At 44.4% G+C, this 16,526-nt stretch carries 19 protein-coding genes; 5 read left to right on the forward strand and 14 right to left on the reverse strand.

Annotated features, from left to right (window positions below; translation table 11 throughout):
• Positions 1-109: 109 nt before the first annotated feature.
• The 3 genes from xth (at position 110) to BFS30_RS21800 (ending at position 1,675) form a co-directional block, all read left to right on the forward strand.
• A complete protein-coding gene (gene xth, locus BFS30_RS21795) occupies positions 110-880 on the forward strand; it encodes an exodeoxyribonuclease III (RefSeq protein ID WP_069381218.1) in 771 nt (256 codons plus the stop codon).
• A 140-nt stretch (positions 881-1,020) separates the two neighbouring features.
• Positions 1,021-1,182 (forward strand): hypothetical protein, encoded by a 162-nt coding sequence (locus BFS30_RS27840; protein WP_157263002.1) that lies wholly within the window; start codon positions 1,021-1,023, stop codon positions 1,180-1,182.
• Between the two features lie 40 nt (positions 1,183-1,222).
• Entirely contained in the window at positions 1,223-1,675 is a 453-nt protein-coding gene (locus BFS30_RS21800; protein ID WP_069381219.1) for an META domain-containing protein, read from the forward strand.
• 275 nt (positions 1,676-1,950) lie between these two features.
• On the opposite strand, the gene BFS30_RS21805 is transcribed toward BFS30_RS21800, so the two are convergent.
• From BFS30_RS21805 to BFS30_RS21835, 7 genes are all read right to left on the reverse strand, one after another.
• Complete coding sequence (locus tag BFS30_RS21805; RefSeq protein WP_069381220.1) at positions 1,951-2,346, reverse strand: DoxX family protein; 396 nt, start codon at positions 2,344-2,346, stop codon at positions 1,951-1,953.
• A 55-nt stretch (positions 2,347-2,401) separates the two neighbouring features.
• Positions 2,402-3,175, reverse strand: coding sequence for a DUF1223 domain-containing protein (locus BFS30_RS21810; protein WP_069381221.1), 774 nt, complete (start codon positions 3,173-3,175; stop codon positions 2,402-2,404).
• Positions 3,176-3,294: 119 nt separating this feature from the next.
• The gene (locus tag BFS30_RS21815; RefSeq protein WP_069381222.1) at positions 3,295-4,056 is read right to left on the reverse strand and encodes a LytR/AlgR family response regulator transcription factor; all 762 of its coding nucleotides are present in this window, start codon (positions 4,054-4,056) and stop codon (positions 3,295-3,297) included.
• A complete protein-coding gene (locus tag BFS30_RS21820; RefSeq protein WP_069381223.1) occupies positions 4,037-5,056 on the reverse strand; it encodes a sensor histidine kinase in 1,020 nt (339 codons plus the stop codon). Before BFS30_RS21820 ends, BFS30_RS21815 begins: the two co-directional genes overlap by 20 nt.
• A gap of 43 nt (positions 5,057-5,099) precedes the next feature.
• Entirely contained in the window at positions 5,100-5,552 is a 453-nt protein-coding gene (locus BFS30_RS21825; protein ID WP_069381224.1) for an organic hydroperoxide resistance protein, read from the reverse strand.
• Between the two features lie 38 nt (positions 5,553-5,590).
• Entirely contained in the window at positions 5,591-6,646 is a 1,056-nt protein-coding gene (locus BFS30_RS21830) for an alpha/beta fold hydrolase (RefSeq protein WP_069381225.1), read from the reverse strand.
• 144 nt (positions 6,647-6,790) lie between these two features.
• The gene (locus BFS30_RS21835) at positions 6,791-7,168 is read right to left on the reverse strand and encodes a winged helix-turn-helix transcriptional regulator (RefSeq protein WP_069381226.1); all 378 of its coding nucleotides are present in this window, start codon (positions 7,166-7,168) and stop codon (positions 6,791-6,793) included.
• Between the two features lie 81 nt (positions 7,169-7,249).
• Between BFS30_RS21835 and BFS30_RS21840 the strand changes: the two genes are divergently transcribed.
• On the forward strand, positions 7,250-7,990 hold the full coding sequence (locus BFS30_RS21840) for an SDR family oxidoreductase (RefSeq protein ID WP_069381227.1): 741 nt from the start codon (positions 7,250-7,252) through the stop codon (positions 7,988-7,990).
• On the opposite strand, the gene tssD is transcribed toward BFS30_RS21840, so the two are convergent.
• Positions 7,964-8,467, reverse strand: coding sequence for a type VI secretion system tube protein TssD (gene tssD, locus BFS30_RS21845; RefSeq protein ID WP_069381228.1), 504 nt, complete (start codon positions 8,465-8,467; stop codon positions 7,964-7,966). The genes BFS30_RS21840 and tssD overlap by 27 nt on opposite strands.
• Before the next feature lie 275 nt (positions 8,468-8,742).
• On the opposite strand from tssD, the gene BFS30_RS21850 reads away from it, so the two are divergent.
• Positions 8,743-9,429, forward strand: coding sequence for a Crp/Fnr family transcriptional regulator (locus BFS30_RS21850; protein ID WP_069381229.1), 687 nt, complete (start codon positions 8,743-8,745; stop codon positions 9,427-9,429).
• A gap of 5 nt (positions 9,430-9,434) precedes the next feature.
• Here BFS30_RS21850 and BFS30_RS21855 read toward each other — a convergent pair whose 3' ends face one another.
• From BFS30_RS21855 to BFS30_RS21880, 6 genes are all read right to left on the reverse strand, one after another.
• Positions 9,435-9,851 (reverse strand): hypothetical protein, encoded by a 417-nt coding sequence (locus tag BFS30_RS21855; RefSeq protein ID WP_069381230.1) that lies wholly within the window; start codon positions 9,849-9,851, stop codon positions 9,435-9,437.
• Complete coding sequence (locus BFS30_RS21860; protein WP_083252178.1) at positions 9,848-10,423, reverse strand: molybdenum cofactor guanylyltransferase; 576 nt, start codon at positions 10,421-10,423, stop codon at positions 9,848-9,850. Before BFS30_RS21860 ends, BFS30_RS21855 begins: the two co-directional genes overlap by 4 nt.
• A 137-nt stretch (positions 10,424-10,560) precedes the next feature.
• A complete protein-coding gene (locus BFS30_RS21865) occupies positions 10,561-10,770 on the reverse strand; it encodes a hypothetical protein (protein ID WP_069381232.1) in 210 nt (69 codons plus the stop codon).
• A complete protein-coding gene (locus BFS30_RS21870; protein WP_069381233.1) occupies positions 10,770-11,501 on the reverse strand; it encodes a sulfite exporter TauE/SafE family protein in 732 nt (243 codons plus the stop codon). Before BFS30_RS21870 ends, BFS30_RS21865 begins: the two co-directional genes overlap by 1 nt.
• Before the next feature lie 3 nt (positions 11,502-11,504).
• Positions 11,505-12,995 (reverse strand): rubredoxin domain-containing protein, encoded by a 1,491-nt coding sequence (locus BFS30_RS21875; protein ID WP_083252179.1) that lies wholly within the window; start codon positions 12,993-12,995, stop codon positions 11,505-11,507.
• A gap of 1 nt (position 12,996) precedes the next feature.
• The gene (locus BFS30_RS21880; RefSeq protein ID WP_069381234.1) at positions 12,997-16,512 is read right to left on the reverse strand and encodes a nitrate reductase; all 3,516 of its coding nucleotides are present in this window, start codon (positions 16,510-16,512) and stop codon (positions 12,997-12,999) included.
• Positions 16,513-16,526 lie beyond the last annotated feature (14 nt).

Genomic DNA, 16,526 nt, shown 5'->3' on the forward strand with positions numbered 1-16,526 from the left:
AATCCGATTATGAAAAGCCTGCAATCTCCTTGCAGGCTTTTTGAATATCATTCGTAATAAAACAAAAAGCGTTATGCAATGTTGTCGTTTGTAAGAAAGGACAGGCAATATGAAAATAGCGACGTATAATGTAAATGGGGTTAATGGCCGTCTGCCGGTACTGCTTCGTTGGTTAAAAGAATCAAAACCTGATGTTGTCTGTTTGCAGGAGCTGAAAGCACCGCAGGAAAAATTCCCCTTAGCTGCGATAAATGATGCAGGCTACCAGGCCATCTGGCATGGACAGAAAAGCTGGAACGGAGTCGCAATCCTTTCCGCTGGTGCGGAGTTGAAAGAAGTACGCCGGGAGTTGCCAGGTGATCAGGAAGACATCCAAAGCAGATACATTGAAGCGATTGTTAATGATATGGTTATCGGCTGCCTTTATATGCCAAATGGTAACCCTTATCCTGGTCCGAAATTCGACTATAAGCTAGGCTGGTTTAAACGGTTTTCTGCGCATGCTAAAAATCTTTTGGATAGGGGTATTCCGGCTATCCTCACCGGAGATTTTAACGTGATGCCCACAGAAAAAGATGTATATAAGCCGGAACGCTGGATAAATGATGCGCTATTCAGAGAGGAGGTTCGTGAGGCCTTTAAACTCCTGGTTGATCAGGGATGGACGGATGCGATCCGGAAACTTTATCCGGAAGACACGATTTATACCTTTTGGGACTATTTTCGTAATGCTTACGGTCGTGACGCAGGGTTACGAATCGATCATTTTCTTTTAAGTTTTTCAATTGAGAAACGGTTGACAGGGGCAGGAGTAAACCGGGAAGTAAGAGGTTGGGAAAAAACAAGTGATCATGCACCGGTTTGGATAGAGATTAAGTAAGAAATTCACATAGGCTTGTTATCTTTACTAATAGATATGGAAATTAACTATACCATTGCAGCTCCGGTATTGATTGCTGTAGCCGTACTGATATCTTTCTGATCCAAAGGAATAACAAGGACAGGGAATATTGCTGGAAAGTGTTAAAGACTTATCCTGATCTGAAAAAGGAGGATTGGTTTATCGGAATGGAAGGAGGGGATGATATCTGGAGTTTTAATGTGATTGGTAGTCCGCCGGTACTGGATTTGCTGGCAGAAAAGATGAAAGATCTTAGGCGTCTTTTCAGGGAATTTCAGTAATTTGTAAGTATAAGTTTTATAATCCCTAATTTAAATAGCTATGAAATCGATACAATACTTCGGCTTTGGCCTGTGTCTGCTGTCTCTTAGTGCATGCAGCATCTTTAAAAAACCTTCGCAGGATACAGGCAAAGAGTCTAATCAAAGCAACGTCATCACAGAGCGTAAATGGAAGTTGGTTGAACTTGCAGGTCAGCCGGTGGCAGATAAAGTAAACGGTAAGGAACCATTTCTTCTGCTTCAGAAAAGTGATAACCGTTATTCGGCTTCCGGAGGCTGTAATGGAATCGGAGGGACATTTACCCTGCAGGGTAATGGAAGGATCAAATTCTCCCAAGGCATGTCTACAATGATGGCTTGCGAAAATATGGAGATCGAACATGGGCTGAACAACGCTTTGATTACTGCAGATAATTATACCCTTAGCGGAGATAACCTATCTTTAAATAAAGCCAGAATGGCGCCCCTTGCTCGTTTTAAAGCGGTAAAATAGAGCGTTATACCGGCTTCATTGCTTTCACGAATCCGTATCTGATAGGCCTTTAGAATATCCCGTAAAGCCTTCACTTCCTGAACAGGTGTTGGGGAGTTGAGTACCATGGATTCGTTGGAAAGCACCTGTGCAACTTGGTAGCCTCCAATGCAAAGGCAAGACAATCGCAATTAAACAAGAGGAGCAATTGATAAGGATTGTGAAGGAGGATAATCAAGAAAGCTAGACCATAAGAAAAGGCCAATCACTAACTTGATCAGCCTTTCCTTCAGTGTTTAGCTTGTTGCTACCTTCTGGTAGTTCGCATGATAAAGCTTTCTGAACATCGCATATGTTACACTGACCATTATAAAAGCGATTACCGCATCGCCCGCAGCTGCCAGCCCGATCACACTTACTTTAGAGGCAAAGGCGAAAATGATATCAAAAAATATACCTGCGAAAACCCATTCTTTTAATCTGAGCAGTTTATTGGGGATGAGCAGAACGGTTATTCCGGACAGTTTTGCCACACCGAGCACATAGATGAAATAAGCAGGATATCCCAGTTTCACCGTAATGTCCCACACGATAGGATTACCGGTAAGTTCAAAGAAGCCGCTTGCTCCGAACCATAATGAAGTTAATATTACGCCTGTCCAATAAATTGCTTTTGCTGTTTTTGTGTTCATGATTATTGTTTTTTAAGGTTGTTTAAGAATTTATTTATTAATAAGGATTTGTTTATTAAAATGCCACTTTGGCTGCGGCACTGATTGCTCTTGTTTTGGGATGTTGAAGCAGGCCGATTACTTCCCAGCCCTTACTATTGAAATCTTCAGGAATTGAAATGTTTACCTTGCCTTTTTCGACGGTTTCCAGATTAAAGGAATTGAGTTGTCGTACGATCTGCGCATGGGCCAATGTCCGGCCTTCATTTTCGCCGCGTTTTACCTTGCTAATGGCCTGTTTCTGTACTACTGCAATGACCAGTTCACTTTGGTCTTCATTTCCCTTAATCTGGTAATCCAATGCCATTTTACCGGATTGTATTTTCCCCTGAAGGTTTAGTGAGGTAGTGGGAGTGCCTTTTAAGGCGCTGTTAATGGCATAATCTGTGGCGGCTTCATTGGAACCTACAAACTCCGTTTTGCCGTTAACAACCAGCTGAGGTGTATAAACCTGAGCGCGAAGCTTGCTGGCATACTGGTACTGGCGTTTGGAGTAATCGGAATTGCTGAAGGAATCCTTCCATCCCAAACGGTCCCAGTAGTCAACATGGTAGGTTAAAACGTATACAGGTCTGTTGCCTGCCTCTTTCTGGATTTTCGCCAGTAGCTCGTCTGCGGGTGGGCAGCTTGAGCAGCCTTCGGAGGTAAACAGTTCCAGAACGGCAAAGCCATCTCCTTTAACTGTGCGTTCTGTTGATGATTTTGAAGCGATGCTTCTATTAGCAAGAACAGCGCTGAACAATAGGAGCGCTACCAGCGCAGCTATCATTGAAATTTGTGTCGGTTTCATAACTTTTGATTTTTTTATTTGATTCAAAAGTATTTTTCCCTGACACCTAAACTAAGCTTGAAATGGCTGAACCGGACGTTTCAAACCCTGAGTCAGACAGTTCCAGGCTTAGAGAACGCTTACCTGTTCTCCATCCAGGAGAGAAAATTGGCTGACTTTTCTTTATTGATGAGCAATTTGTCTGGTGTCTCAATCAGCAGTTTAACGTACAGCTTGCGTAAAAAGTAATGCTCCACCTCTTTGATCGCTTTAAAGTTGACCAGGTACTGTCGGTTTACCCTAAAAAACTGCTTCTGTGAAACGGTGTTGCCAATCTGATCCAGGGCCTGATTGAGTGCGAACTCTTGTCCGTCAAAGCACATGATGGAAGTAGAATCGTTGCGGATATAAAAGAAAGCGATCTGTTCAACTTGTACGGTCGTATATTTCTGATGCTTAAACACGAGGAAACTGGTCTTTTCTGTGGGTTGCACGATGCTGATCAGCATTTCTGCCAGATCGGGAATACTTTTCTGCTGGAAGAAATTTTTAAGCTCATCGACCTTTTTAAAGGAGCCTACAATGTCTTCTTTTGAGAATGGTTTGAGGACATAATCCACCCCGTTACGTTTAAAGGCTTCGAGTGAATATTCATCAAAGGCGGTACAGAATACCACAGGACAGGTGATTTTTACAGACTTGAAGATCTCAAAACTGAGCCCATCTGCCAATTGAATGTCCATAAAGATCAGGTCGGGCTGCTGACCTTCTGAAAGTGCCGAAACGGATGCTTCTATACTTTGGTAGGGGCCGGTGATTTTGGCTTCTGGCCTGATTTCACGGATAATATTTTCGAGAGATTTTGCTGTTCTTAGCTCATCCTCAATGATGGTGATGTTCATAGATAATGGGGAGTTTGATTTGGAATTTGTGGTTGTCACTGATGATTTCTACTTGCTTATCCAGCAAATGGCTGTACCTGAGTTCTATGTTTTTCAGGCCCACACCAAGTGAACTTGCTTCGCCGGTTTTCAGCTGAATCTGGTTTTCGACCACAATCTTTTCGTCTTCCTGATAGATCCGGATCTTTAAAGGTTTATGTAGGGAAACGATATTGTGCTTGAGGCAATTTTCTACCAAAAGCTGTAAAGTGAAAGGTGGGATGAGGGTAGCTAAAACCTCATCATTCAGCGTACTATTAAAAATAAAACCTTCGTCGAACCTTGCTTTTTGTAAAAAAAGATAAGCATCCAGGATCTCCATTTCCTCCTTTACATGGATCAGGTCCAGCTTACGGCTTTCCAGTGTAAAGCGGTAGAAATTGGAAAGTTTCAGGATGAAATCAACAGATTGCTGATCCTGGGTTTCGACCATTGCTTTCAGGGTGTTCAGGCTGTTGAATAAAAAATGCGGATTTACCTGTTGCTTGAGCAATTCGTATTGTGCACCCAGATTGTCATTTCTGGTACGCTCCAGTTCCATGTTGACGTGCTGGTTCTCATAATTTTGTTGAAGCAGGTTCAGGAACATATAAAATACCAGGTTAATGAGTATACCTCTGACCTCCACCATCAGCATGACTGGTCCGAAATCAATATGAGAAAGGATGAGTTGCTGAATATAGGCCAGCCCCAGCATAATGACCAGTCCGAAAAGCAAAGAGTTCAATAGTTTTTTGTAGGATATGCTCTGCTTTCTGGGTTTATCGCTTTTGCGTGAAAGCATGTAGATATTGAAATACCACATCATCACCGCAAAAGCTCCGGTAATGCCTGCATTAACAACAGCTTCTAAAGCATTAAACTGGTGTGAAGCCAGTTGTGGTACGGATGAGAGCAGTCCCAAAAAAATTGAACTGGTCCAGATGATGGTGTGGGAAATCTTGAAGCCTGCTTTATTCATCAACGGAATTTTAAAAAAGCTAATGTATTGATAAATATTGTGATTAAATGCCGATGCTGATCTCGACCCCAATGTTGCCACGGGTGGCTTTTGAATAGGGGCAGGTTTGATGAGCCGCTTCAACTACGGTTTGAGCTTGCTCAGGACTAAGTCCGGGCAGGTTAACCTGCAGTCTCGCCTGAAGGGCAAAGCCCTCATCTCCGCTGGCCAGATCTACCTCTGCATTTACTGAGGTTTCTGCGGGTAGTGGTATTTGTAACCTGGAAGCATTGTGCTTCATTGCTCCGATAAAGCAGGCAGACCAGCCTGCAGCAAATAATTGCTCCGGATTGGTGCCGGTACCCAAGGTTCCCGGTGTTGCAAGTTTGATCTCCAGTCGGCCATCTGAGCTTTTGGCTTCACCCTCACGACCTCCGGTAACCTGTACTTTTCCGGTATATAAAACTTTACTGATTGGAGCAGCCCCAGCTGCAGTAATTACGATTTGATTTTTCATCTCTGTATTTGTTTTTAAAATTTATAAGTATTGTTAGGTTATTTCGTCCAGTTTGAAACTTCAATGATGGCATCGGCAAAGGCCTGTGGAGCTTCCTGCGGAAGATTATGTCCGATTCCTCCGCTCAGGTTACGGTGGCTATAGCGGCCTTTGAATTTTGCAGCGTAAGCGGCAGGATCGGGATGTGGGGCACCATTGGCATCTCCTTCCATTGTAATTGTGGGAACAGTAATGAAAGGGGTGTCTGCGAGTTGTTTTTCCAATGCATCGTATTTCGCTTCTCCTTCAGCCAGACCAAGCCGCCAGCGATAATTATGGATAACGATAGCCACATGGTCAGGATGGTTAAGCGATGCGGCGGAACGCTCAAAAACAGCGTCTTCAAATTGCCATTGTGGCGAAGCAGTTTGCCAGATGAGCTTTGCAAAATCATGGCGGTTTGCTTCATAGCCGATACGGCCACGTTCGGTAGCAAAATAAAACTGATACCACCAGGCTTGTTCAGCTTTAGGGGATAGTGGCATCTCATTGGCCTTTTGACTACCGATCAGGTAGCCGCTTACCGATACCAGTGCTTCGCAACGTTCTGGCCATAATGCCGCCAGGATACCGGCAGTACGGGCACCCCAGTCAAAACCTCCGATGATGGCTTTATTGATTTTCAATGCATCCATTAATGCAATCACGTCCAGGGCGAGTGCAGCAGGTTGTCCGTTACGCAGCTGCGCTGAAGAAAGGAACCGGGTGCTGCCATGGCCGCGAAGATGTGGTACGATCACTCTAAAACCTTTTTTTGCCAATAGGCTTGCACTGTCGGCAAAGCTATGGATATCGTATGGCCAGCCATGAAGAAGAATAACGGTACGGCCATTTTGAGGTCCGAGTTCTGCGTATCCCACATCCAGCAGTCCTGCATTCACTTGTTTGATGTGTTCAAAACCAGCGGAAATGGGGTTTCCATTTCCAGTTGCCGGAACTTTAGTTTCTGTAGTGGCAGCTTTTAACACAGCGGTATTGCCAAGTCCGGCAGCTGCAATAGTGATGGACGCAATGCTCAGAAAGCGACGGCGACCTAAGTTTGGTTGATGTTCCATTTGTTATCCTTTTTATGATTTGTAATTCAGATCTTTTAATCATCTGACAAGACAAAACTATACTTCAGGATATACCAAAGGAATCAATATCGGGTTGAAGCAGACAGTCTCCGCTGTTAACCGGACGTATCGCCGTCCGAAAAATTAAAGGCGTTTGATCAATTCCCTATGGGCCTTACCCCATTTGATCATTTCGAGAATAATATCTCCAAAAGACTGGCAATAATCCGTAGGGGAATAGGTTATCATAACCGGAATATCAGGTGTCACGGTTCTTTTGATCAGCTGGTTGGCCTCCATTTCCTTTAGTTCACGGGAAAGCATTCTGGTGGTGATGCCAGGAATACTGCGCTCGATTTCCCTGAATCTCCGGTTGCCGTTGCAAATAGAATTAATGATAGGTAATTTCCATTTACCACCAAGCACATAGATCGTGTCCTGCAGCGCCTGTACTTCTTCCTGTTGATTACGGGGATTGGAAAGCACTTCCCTGATCATTTTAAGCCGCTTTTTATCTTCCATTGTGGTATCATTGGTTATACTGGTTACAAAGTTATACCATTTTCGCTATAGCTTTGCTGGCAGAATTAAATAAATCTAATCATGGAAACTTTAAAAAACAAAATAGCTGTTGTTACCGGGGGGAACAGTGGCATTGGTTATGCAACAGCAATAGAATTAAAGGCTCAGGGGGCTGAGGTAATCATTACCGGAAGGCGAAAAGAGGCGGTCGAAACTGCAGCACAGGAGCTGGGGGTTACCGGTCTGGTAGCAGATCAGGCGAGCCTGACAGATATTGAGCAATTGGTTACCACGGTAAAGGAAAAATTTGGAAAAGTAGACATCCTGTTCATCAACGCCGGAGTATTGGGAGGTGCAGGAATTGCGGAGGCAACTGAAGAGACTTTCGACTATGTGATAGGAGTCAATTTCAAGGGCGCATTTTTTACACTCAGTCGTTTTATTCCTATTCTGAATGAGGGCGCCTCGGTGGTATTTTTATCCTCAAATACGGCCAGTATGAATGCCGCCAGTTCCTCCATTTATTCCTCTACGAAAGCCGCACTTAATTCGGTCATGAAGATTGCAGCTGTGGAACTTGCCGCACGCGGGATCAGGGTGAATGCAGTAAGCCCTGGTCCGATAGAAACAGAAATCCTGAATAAACAAGGGCTTACCGATGATGAACTAATTGGGTTAAAGGACTGGATTATTGGCCGGGTCCCTCTGCAACAAATGGGGAAGGCCAGTGATGTCGGGAAAATGGTAGTTCATTTGTCAACTGACGCAGCTTCTTTTGTTACAGGTGCGGAATTTTTAATGGACGGAGGGATGAGTCTTTAATTGGCTAAATATAGTGATGCCATCAACTGACAGTGTTCCCGCAGAAATGGTAATCAGGGGGAAAGTGTTGGCACCGGCGGAAGTATAAAAACTTTCTGATGAGCCCAGGACCTGCATTTCGCTAATCGCAAGAGTCCTGGGCTTTTTTACACTGTTAAGTGTGGTTGTGGTAATGACACCAGATACATTTTTTACATTCCCGGCGATCCATTTTAGTAAAAATTCATCGGCATCCTGTGCCATCTCCATGCTAATGCTGCAACTGCCGTTGTTAATCAGCTTGCTCTCATCCTGCATATAATAAGGATTGCTGATGCTGTAGTTAACACTATTGACCTTATAGGTATGACTGGTTTTATTGGTGTTATCGGTTAACTTAAATACAATTTGTAGTGCAGATTCGTCCTGTGCCAGTACATCGATCTGAAATGATAGCAAAAATAAAATCAATGCCGGGAAATACCATTTAGTTTTCATAATTCATGTTTTTTGTAGGATACAACTTTAATTGTCGTTCATCCGAAATGTTATCGGATTGAATCATACAAAAATACAGGGCATTGCTCAGAGCGCCATAAAAACAGCGACTACTTAGCGACTATCGACTGCGGGTTTAGCGTCACAATACGACTACGTAGGAACTTTAATGAAATATTGACTCGTTTTTAAAGAAGGTTAATAAAATACAGCATGCGCTAATCGAAAACTTTTAGGATATTAGAAGCCTGTACTTAACTGCTGCGGTATAATTTATGAAGAAAGGTAAATGCTGTGATCTTAATACCTGCCTGATGTGCGGGATGGTGCTGAAGGAATGGAAACCTGCGATCGACAGTAACCGCAAAAATTTTATTGCAAAAAAGGGTGAGCAGATCATTAAAGAGGGAGATCCGGTAACCGGTATGTACTTTGTCCAGAAGGGGAATGTGAAAGTGCACAAACATTGGGGCGATAAGGAACTGATTGTACGTTTTGCCAACTCCGGCAAAATCTTCGGCCATCGCGGTTTAGGCACCAACAGCTCTGTATATCCGATTTCTGCTACTGCTCTGGAAGAAACATCCCTTTGCTTTATAGACCTGGAATTTTTTATAGCTACGTTAAAAGTAAACCATGATTTTGCCTTTAACCTGATGCTATTCTATGCAGACGAATTACAGGAATCAGAGAAGAAAATGCGTAATCTGGCCCTGATGTCGGTTAAAAGCAGACTTGCGGTAGCCTTGTTGCAATTAAAAGATCAGTTTGGCCTTAATGAAGCCGGACAGCTGAATATAGAATTGAGCAAACAAGACCTGGCGGCATTTACCGGTGCAACCTACGAAACGGTATTCCGAATGACCACCGAACTGGTCAATGAAAAACTCATCTCCTTGTCGGGAAAAAGTATCTCTATTGCAGATGAAATAAAATTAAGATCCCTTACACAGGAATCTTAATCTACCTAAAATTTGTAGCCGATTCCTATACCAGGATTCCATTTTCCGTCTTTGCTGCTTGTTTTAGCATTGTAATACACCGGAACCTGAATGGCCAGATGTTTGTAAATGGCGGTGATGCCTGCGCCCAGGTTGGGAGTGAGGATCGAATTTTGCGGTGCACCAGCTGCTACCTTGTCTTTCTTTATGCGTAAGCTGGGTAGTAATCCGATCAATACCGACAATGGTTTTTTGCTGAATTTGATGGCCGGTCCGGTACAATTGATATACGCACCATGATCTACATAACCCGCAACAATTACTCCCTCAAAAAGGGTTGCTTTTGTCTGTACTGAATTGCCATTGCTTTGCGATCTTGCGGTTAAAGTCAGGATGCTAAGACTAAAGAAGAGATAAGCTGATTTTTTGTAAAGGTTTGTCATATGAGAAATTTATTGGTTAAGGTATTGTGGTTATTGAAAGTCTGAATGTTGCTTATGGGAAGGCTTTTGTAATTGCCCTTTTTAATCAGTTTACCCAGGGAGAAATCATTTAAACTGCCGTTTTCCAGTTGCTGATACAGGTCTTTTAAAGCCGAAGAACGGTATAGGGCAGATAGAGGTTCCATAATGTCTTCCCGCGTATAAACATAATAGTCGTGGTCGGGGAATGTGCAGGCGATATCCAGCAGGAATTTTAAGGTGTCTGTATTCATTTCGGTCATGTCGCAGGCCAGAACCAGAAAATCATCATCCGGGTATTTAAGGTATGCGCTGAGCAAGCCTTGCAGCGGTCCTTTTGCGCTGGTTGTATCGATGATCAGTTGTTCTGCAGGAAAGAAATCTCCATAAGTCTGTTGTTGCATGGGATTAATGGAAATACTTAGCGGAAGATTCAACTGCTCCAGCTTATGGGCCGCGTTTAAGGCCCAGTTATTCTTTCCAATAGCAAGCAGGCCTTTGTCTTTGCCCATTCGCCTGCTTTCTCCACCGCATAATACTAGTGCCCTTATCATAAGATTTCAAATGTTTTCATCTTTTTATCCTCCTTTATGAAGCATGCTCAACTTGCTTCCTGTAAATTTTAGACTTTGTTTTTGTGCGAGTGCTTCTTTCAGGCGCAGGTCCAGCTCTTCTGGTACTGAAACACCTTTTATCGCGATAGGCTGGTTATTGCTGCTTCGGTTTGCCAGTAATTGGCCGTAGCCGCCTGTTTTCTCTCGATGGGGCTAAAACGGTAATGGGTGCTGATGAGCTGAAGCATTTCCGATTGTGAAAAGAAGTATTCATCTGCTTTTCTATGTAAATGTCCCATGGCCATGATACCCAGGAAGCGGATGAGCTGATCTCTCAGTTGTTCCATCACATGAAAAATAAAAGTTTAACGGAAGCAATGGTCAGTACGGCACTCAAAAGGTACCGTACGGTAAGGTGCTGAAAATGACTGCTGCCAAAATAAGCACCGGTGATTCCACCTGTAGCAGCCATAATAAACCAGGTAATCGCCGAAGGGCCGATGGTCAGAGCTGCTGAACTGCCTAGCAGGCCGCTCAGAGAGTTGAGTACGATGAAGAGGGCAGATGCAGCGGCGGCTTCCTTTACATTTGCCCAGCCCAGCAAAATGAGAACAGGGCTTAAGAATATGCCTCCGCCAATGTTGAGCATTCCGGAGAGGCCGCCAATGAGGCTGCCGATCAGAAGGGCAGGCAGGAGCTTTACCGGTTTAGGGTTTTCGCTTTCATTAGGTTTAATACCCAGCAGCTTAATGATGGGAAGTACCAGAGCCAATCCCAATAGGTAATGGTAAATATTGCCTTCGAGCGAATATTTTGAGCCGATAAATGCGGCAGGGACAGAAGTAATGAGAAATAGCCTGCATAATTTCCACCTGAAATAACCCGCTTTCCAGAAATGATAGAATCCCATTCCTGCCACCAGGATGTTCAGGACCAGAATCAGGGGTTTATACGTGCTTACCGGGATGGAAAATAAGGAAAGTACAGCGATATACCCACTTGCGCCGCCATGGCCAACTGAGGCGTAAAGAAAACCTACAAGATATAAAGCGAATGCGATGCTGATGTCTAGTTCCATGATTTAAAATGTATTTAGGCTTTCTTTAATAACGGGATTGAATTCTGAGGGGCTTGCCTCGCAAAGCGGACAACGGTAATGGGCTGGCAATGCAGAAAAAGGAGTGCCTGCGGGGATATTCATACTGTTTTCTCCCCAGGCTTCATCATAAATGCTTAGGCAATGTTTGCATTGATGTACATAGGTCAGTTCTGGTTCTGCACGGGGGCTGGTTTCATAATAATGGTCTGGCTGTTCTCCGGCAACCAGGGTCTGCTGCTGATAATAGGTTTCGCAAAGGCTGCTTAAGGCAGGAAGCAGGTTTACTTTGCTGATGCCGGTTGCATAGGTATAGTAATGCTTGGAGTTGGGGTTAAAATCTATGGTATGCATCAGATCAAAAAGGGCCTCAGTAGGTTCAGCTATCGGCTGATTTTGTTTTCGGATGATTACGGAACCAAAAAGTCCGCTTTTCGGATTAATCTTGATGGCAAAGCAAAGTTTGAATGTGCGGAGATCAGCGGTATTAAATCCATTGATCAGTTCGTGTTTAAGTTTTAATCCCTCTTCACAGAGGTCTTCTGTTTGCCAGTTGAGCTCATTGGAAGCATGCCGCACATTCATCCGGTTTTTATCCAGTACCGCATTCCATAATTTCCGGTCTGAAGGTTCTACCCCTTTGATGATGATGGATTTCCAGGGGGTGGTATAGAGTTGCCCGATTCGCGTTTTACTGCAAATGACACAGAGCTCCTTCAAAAAGCTAATGGGAAAGAGTTCATTTCTACGGTAAATGCCCAGCCAGTATTTTCCGTTGTATTGATTAAAGCCTTCATAATATGGTAGCTGGAAATCCGGGAGTTTAAGCGGAGAGGAGGCCTCCTGAAAGAGAAAGCTGCCACCGGCCCTTACTGCAGTTTCGAGCGGCTGTCCATCAATCTCCTGCTGGTCGTAGTATAAGTTTCTTTGGGTTAATATGGTGTTTTCTATCGCTTCACTCAATAGGGCGATGTCCTCTGAATAAACCAGAGAGGACCAATAATAGATGATATTGGTTTTTGGAAAACGGATATACAGGTGCCAGTAACTGCCAATATCGGAGGAAATGAAGTTTAAATTTCCACTGAAAAAAGGGATCAGGTTCTGGCTGTTGTCAATCAGGTTTATTTTGAGTCCGGGGGTGTAGCTAAAAGTATCTAATATGTCCTTGTAAACTCCTTCGCGCAACCAGTTTGAGCTGTTGAACAGGTCTTCGGCCACATAGGAGCTGACAATGTTAGGGTATTTATCGGCGTCTATCTCAAAATCAGTATCAGAAATGAGAAAACCATGATCAATATCATCCAGTTGATCTGGTGTTGCCGAAAAATACAGCTGTTGCCGGGTACCGAAGCGGATGTTCTCTATCCCGGCCTTTTCCAGTATTTCCAGCATCACCGAAAGGTCACCCACAGATACGATTCCTCCGGGAAGGTTAATCTTGATCTGGTGATTTTTAATTTCTGTGTTTTCCATGTCAACCTATTTTTTCTAACAATTGGGTTTCTAAGGCTTCCTGAAGAATCTGCTTAACTTCCGGTCTGCAGGAGCCGCAGCCCATTCCTGCTCCTGTAGCCTCACAAAGTTGTCCGAGCGCGATACAACCCGAGGCGATTTTGTTTTGCAGGTTCCCTATACCGACATTATTGCAGCTGCAGACCAGTTTTCCGCTTACGGGTTCTGCCTTTTTTCCACTTCTGAGCAATTGCAGCCTTTTGTCACTCAGCTCGGTTCTATTGGCAATCAGGTCTCTGAACTCCAGGAACTCACTTTTATCGCCTATTAAAATGGTTCCTACCAGTTTGTCCTGATGAATGATACATTTTTTATAATAGCGTTTGGCTTTGTCTATAAATACGATTTCTTCATAGTTTATCTGATCCGGGCATTCTGCCAGTCCGATGCTGCAAAGGTCAAATCCATGAATTTTGATGATGTTCATGAACAGACTGCCCTGGTAATAGGTGCTGATATCGCCGTTATGGAATTTGGCTACAACTTCCGCCTGTTGCTCAGCTGCTGCGGTGATCCCGTACAACGTTCCTTCAAACTCCGCAATTTCTCCAATGGCATACACCGAAGGGTCGCTGGTTTGCAGGCGTTCATTTACCAATACCCCTCGTTTACAATCCAGTCCGCATTCCCGGGCCAGTTCAATATTTGGGGTGGTACCGATGGCCAGTATGACGGCATCACAGTTGATTCTTCTGCCACTTTTTAACTCGATTCCTGTTAGTTTTGAACGGCCATAATAGATCTGTACCTCATCGTTGTAATAGATGTCGCAGCCCTGATCAACCATTTCTTCGTGTAACAGCTGACTGCCCAATGGGTCCAGCTGCCGGTTCAGAAACCTGGATACCCGTTGTATAATGGTGATCTGTACACCAGTTTCCCGTAAGGAAGCAGCCATTTCCAGACCAAGCAATCCGCCGCCAACAATTGCTACATGGGCGTTTTTAGGGATGTGTTTTTTGAAGTTATCGGCATCTTTGCGGTTGCGCATGGTAAAGATACCCGGTAATGAGGGGGCGTTTTTCGGCAGGGTAGCCCGGCTTCCGGTTGCCATCACTAAAACATCATAAGGTGTTTTTTTGCCGGTAACATCGGTCACGTATTTTTTCTCCCGGTTAATCGCTTCGACAGCAATTCCCCTTAAGTGCCTGATGTTATAAATGGGCTCTTCCTCATCCTTCATCTTAACCAGTTGTTCCCATTTCTGTGTCCCGCTGATATAGTCGGGCAACATGACCCGGTTGTAAAAGGGGAGGTTTTCCGTGCTGAAGACGGTGATCTCATCTTTGGTGTTGATTTCCCGGTAGGACCTTACAAAGCCATGGGATCCTGCGCCGGCACCAATCACGACTATCCGCTGGAAATCCTTTTTATATTTTTCTATATGCACTGCACAGTACTTGAAATCCGGTTCTTTTGATATCGGGTCGATGATGGTACTGGTGATGTTATTAGCACGGTTCAGGTCGCTCCCCAGGATCTTACCCCAATGCATCGGGAGGAAAACTACTCCTTGTTTTATCGTTGCAGATACCTTTGCTTTTACCTGAACTTCTCCTCGTCTGGATTTGATTACCAGTACTTCCTGGTCTATTATATCAAGTAATACTGCATCTTTAGGGTGGATTTCCAGGTAGGCATGTTTCAAGTGTTGCTTCAGCTTGCTCACCTTGCCAGTTTTAGACATGGTATGCCATTGGTCGCGTATTCTTCCTGTAGTCAGGATAAAAGGAAAATCTTCGTCAGGCAACTCGCTTTTCAATTCATCCGAAGGACTGTGTATAATTGCCTTCTTAGATTCGGTATGGAAAAGGTGATTGGTAAACAGTCGTTTTGTGCCCTTTTCTGTTTTCTTATTGTAAGGCCATTGTATGGTTTTGCTCTTGTCAATCCGTTGATAATCCAGTCCGTTGATGTTGATGCTGGAACGGTAGGTAAGCCTGGTATGTTCCTTGTAGATGTCTTCCATGCCTTTGTACTCAAAGCCTTTATAGCCCATTTTTATAGCAAATCGGCAAATGATTTCTGCATCAGGCAAGGCTTCTCCCGGAGCATTTGTTACTTTCTGAAGGTGACTGATCCTCCTCTCGGAATTGGTCATGGTGCCTTCCTTTTCTGCCCATGCTGCCGCAGGTAAAATCACATCGGCATAGGCCAGGGTTTCCGCCTTATCCGTAATCTCCTGAACCACTACGAACTTTGCTTTTTTTAAGGCCTGCTCTGCAAATCTTGCATTAGGTAAGCTGGTTAAAGGGTTGGTACACAGTATCCATATCGCTTTTAGTTTCCCTTCATCCAATGCCTCAAACATTTCTGTTGCAGTTAATCCGGGCTTATCTGAAATGGTGGTTCCTCCCCAGAACTTCTGTACTTCCAGCCGGTGTGTTTCATTGTTCAGGTCCCGGTGAGCAGGGAGCAGGTTTGCCAGGCCACCAACTTCGCGGCCGCCCATGGCATTGGGTTGTCCGGTCAGAGAGAAAGGACCGGAGCCAGGTTTTCCGATATGTCCGGTAATCAGGTTCAGATTGATCAGGCTCAGGTTTTTATTGACTCCGATAGAACTTTGGTTCAGTCCCATGGTCCATAAGGTTAAAAATCCTTTGGCATCTGCAATATAGTCCGCTGCCAGTTCTATTTCGGCTACGGTAAGTCCGCAGATCAATGCCGCTTCTTTTAAGGTTCTTTCGAATACGCGGTTCTGGTAATCTTCAAAACCCCTGGTGTGCTGGTTGATGAAGTCGGTATCGATGTTTCCCTTTTCGATGAGGGCCCTTCCTATGGCATAATTCAAGGTCACATCTGTGCCGGGATTGAGTTGAAGATGCAGGTCTGCCAGTCCGCAGGAGTCCGTTACCCTTGGGTCTGCAATAATCAGTTTAACTTCCGGATTGGCGGCTTTATGAGCTTCTATCCGGCGCCAGAGAATAGGATGGCACCATGCCGGATTGGCTCCGGTTACAAAGAAGCAGTCTGCCAGCTCAATGTCTTCATAGCAAACCGGCACGCTGTCTTCTCCCAATGCCATTTTATAGGCGGTAACCGCACTGCTCATGCACAAGCGGGAATTCGTATCTATATTGTTGCTGCCTATAAAACCCTTAATCAGTTTGTTGATGACATAGTATTCTTCGGTAAGGCATTGTCCTGAAGCGTAAAATGCGACAGAATCAGGTCCATATTTATCAATGAAAGTCTTAAATACCGCCGCCGTACGGGTCAGCGCATCATCCCAGCTTACCCTTTGTATGGGCATACTTTTACCATAACGCATTTGCGGATAAAGCAGGCGGTCGCTTTTGTCATTTACCGTATACTGCAGGTTGAGTCCTTTACTGCAAAGCGTACCGCGGTTTACGGGGTGGTCCGCATCACCTTCCACGGCGATGTTATCGTTTTTATCCAACGTTACTTTTACGCCACAGCCGACCCCGCAATAGCAACAGGTACTGGTATATACTTTATTTGTGTGCGCTGGCATAAATTGAGGTTAGG

Origin of the sequence: Pedobacter steynii, assembly GCF_001721645.1 — a bacterium.
Taxonomy (GTDB): Bacteria; Bacteroidota; Bacteroidia; order Sphingobacteriales; family Sphingobacteriaceae; genus Pedobacter; species Pedobacter steynii_A.